This is a genomic window from Oceanobacillus indicireducens, assembly GCF_014647195.1.
Taxonomy (GTDB): Bacteria; Bacillota; Bacilli; order Bacillales; family Amphibacillaceae; genus Oceanobacillus; species Oceanobacillus indicireducens.
Map to the genome: position 1 here is coordinate 1 of NZ_BMOS01000011.1, position 2,567 is coordinate 2,567.

The following is a 2,567-nucleotide window of genomic DNA, read 5'->3' on the forward strand; positions in this document are numbered from 1 at the left end:
AAACACTATTTTAACCACAGCTTTAGCTGCTTGCCCTTGACCGCCGTGCCACTTTTTAGTGATCGCTGGAAGGGGTCGGGGCCCCGCCAGCGGAACTTAGAAGTGATTGTCCGGGGTAAGCTATTGATGCGAATGAGTCGTAAAGGCGTTATTTCTGCCATTCGCCATCAAAGCCGCTACCACGGACACAAACAAGGTCAAGGGTTGTGGTATTGTTGCTAAACACTACAGCGTGTATACTGGTTTTCATTCGGCAATGGTGGATTGAAATTGTGTCCTGAGTGTTTAAAAACGTGGGAAAAAGAGGGATATGCTATGTCTTTCGTAATCATTGGTAAACTTTTCCGCGAATAATGGTACATTTCATCGCAAAGCATGGTAAAAAGAACCGCACAGCTGGTAAAAATCGTCCGCAATACTCATTGAACTCCAACACACAAATGTTTTTGGCGGGACGAGTTACCGCAGTCCTTGACTCTTGAGACGTTAGCCGACCTTGTTCCTTTTTGAATACGCACTTTAAATGTTTGTATAAGCAGTAGTGGAAAGGCGGTCTCCGCAATCGCTTAAGTTCGATTCCGCATTTTCTTAAGTGCATAAACTTCAATAATAATAGTAATTCTATTGGTAATACAAAAATAGGAGTAACAACATCTATGAGAGCAGTTACAATTCAAGGTAAATATAATGTAGGGAAATCACTCGAGCGCATGGGAATACTATCTTGTTTTTCTTATAGGATCTTATCTACTTATGGTACGGTTCACCGTAACAATTTAAAGGTAATGATTATAAAAAGGGACAGTCTCTTACTATAATCACTTGAGATTGTCCCTTATGGTTAGCTCTATCTATACCTTAATCCACCGTAGAGCTTTGTCATGATGATAGATTGTTTATTCATCTTCTTGCATAGAAGAAACCGATATACTTAACCCACTTGTACCATAATCCCACATTTTTACCCATGGAACCGTGCCTCTGGTAGTACAAATTCTCTTAGTTCTAAAGGATTAATTACTTCACTTGATCCATTACAGCCATGTGAAAAAGTAGCTGGATGTACAGTTACCTTTCTTCCTGTACGATATAGAAAATAAATTTCAATCCGTTCCCTCTTTCTTTGGTATCTCAATTCGCAAATTTTTACAAATTTCCTTTCTGGTTTATTGTTTCATCTTGATAGGTTCTACGAGTAATTAGTCAGGTTAACAAACTGCATTTAATTCGGTCAAATTCATGACTCTATTAAAATCTACAAAAATATGGTCATATCTTTTCCTTTTCAACTAGAATCAGAAAATCTTATCCTAGTATTACTAAGTCAATTCTTTTCAATTTCATCCAAGAGTTTGCTCACAACATATTTTATTGTTTTAGCCTCTTGCTCATTTGCTGAGTATCCTAGCTCGTTAAATAATTTTGTTTCAAAATCAATGTCAATAGCCTTTTGCTTCAATTCCCATAATGAATGATCAATTTCCCGCTTTCTGAACTCTTGATATAAAAAATAAGAAACTTGTGATTTCCAATATTTATTATTGGCAGAGTTATGTTCTAACTCTGGTTTTAAATTTTTTTCAAATATAGATGACAATAATATATAATAGTGTAACGGAATGAATGAACGAATAAAAGGTATTACCTCAAAAGTGCTCTCCATGTCAAAAAGTGCTAATGCTTGTCTAAGGTGCCCATAAACTGCAAAGAAGAAAATACTTCCAATTGAATGCTTATTCATATCATAATTATCATTATTCTCTTTGTATCTTTCCATACGGTATTCCCATGTATTTGATGGATCATCACCCTCAAACAGCAAAATTACCGATGAATTGTGATAATCTAAGTGTTTGATAAGGTCCTCTAATGTGACTACCTTTGTCCTATATTCTGTAATATTTTCAATATCATTAAACAAATTACAAAATAACTTTTCAGCTATTTCATCCAGTTGTTCATAATGTTGATTGAGTATTACTGATGTATACCGCAAAGGAAAAATAATAAGGTCACTATTGAGCTCCTCAATTATTCTGATATTATCTTTAATTGTATTTGAAATAATCTTTTTCATCTTTTCCAAATAGATCTTATCTGAAATGCCAATTATGGTATTCAAATAGCTTGGGATAGGGTCGTCAAAAACATGGTAATTTCCAAGTAGAAAGAAACTGTTCTGATCTTTATTATCGACATCAAAAATAGTTGCAGCACTAAAGCAATATGTGTCTTTCCCCTTAAAAAGGTAATCAAACACCAAGTTAACTATATTCCTATTTTCATACCAGAAAACATTAATTGAATCGATCTTATCTAATGAAATTTCATCCTGTGGAATCTTATTTAGCTCTTTTAATAAAGAAAGATAATCATTTTGAACGATCTTCAACTCTTCAAATAACGAATTATTCATTTTTGTTTTCCTCCTGGAAAATCTCAGGAAGATCATATTCTTCTTCCAACAACTTTAAATGCTTATTCATTATCATTACACAGTCGTGAGCGACACTAGGAAGTTTTTGAAGGTTTTCAATATCAAGTATCCCATGGTATTGATGACCAGG

At 34.4% G+C, this 2,567-nt stretch carries 2 protein-coding genes; one reads left to right on the forward strand and one right to left on the reverse strand.

Annotation, left to right across the window (positions count from 1 at the left end):
- A partial coding sequence (locus tag IEX94_RS19740; RefSeq protein ID WP_229782651.1) for a hypothetical protein occupies window positions 1–222 on the forward strand: 222 nt, incomplete at its 5' end.
- Between the two features lie 1,102 nt (window positions 223–1,324).
- On the opposite strand, the gene IEX94_RS09155 is transcribed toward IEX94_RS19740, so the two are convergent.
- Complete coding sequence (locus IEX94_RS09155) at window positions 1,325–2,416, reverse strand: hypothetical protein (RefSeq protein ID WP_188856931.1); 1,092 nt, start codon at window positions 2,414–2,416, stop codon at window positions 1,325–1,327.
- Window positions 2,417–2,567 lie beyond the last annotated feature (151 nt).

What these genes read in the sequence shown, in the direction of transcription:
- IEX94_RS09155 (WP_188856931.1), bottom strand. Translation starts at nt 2,416, where the DNA reads ATGAATAATTCGTTATTTGAAGAGTTGAAGATCGTTCAAAATGATTAT.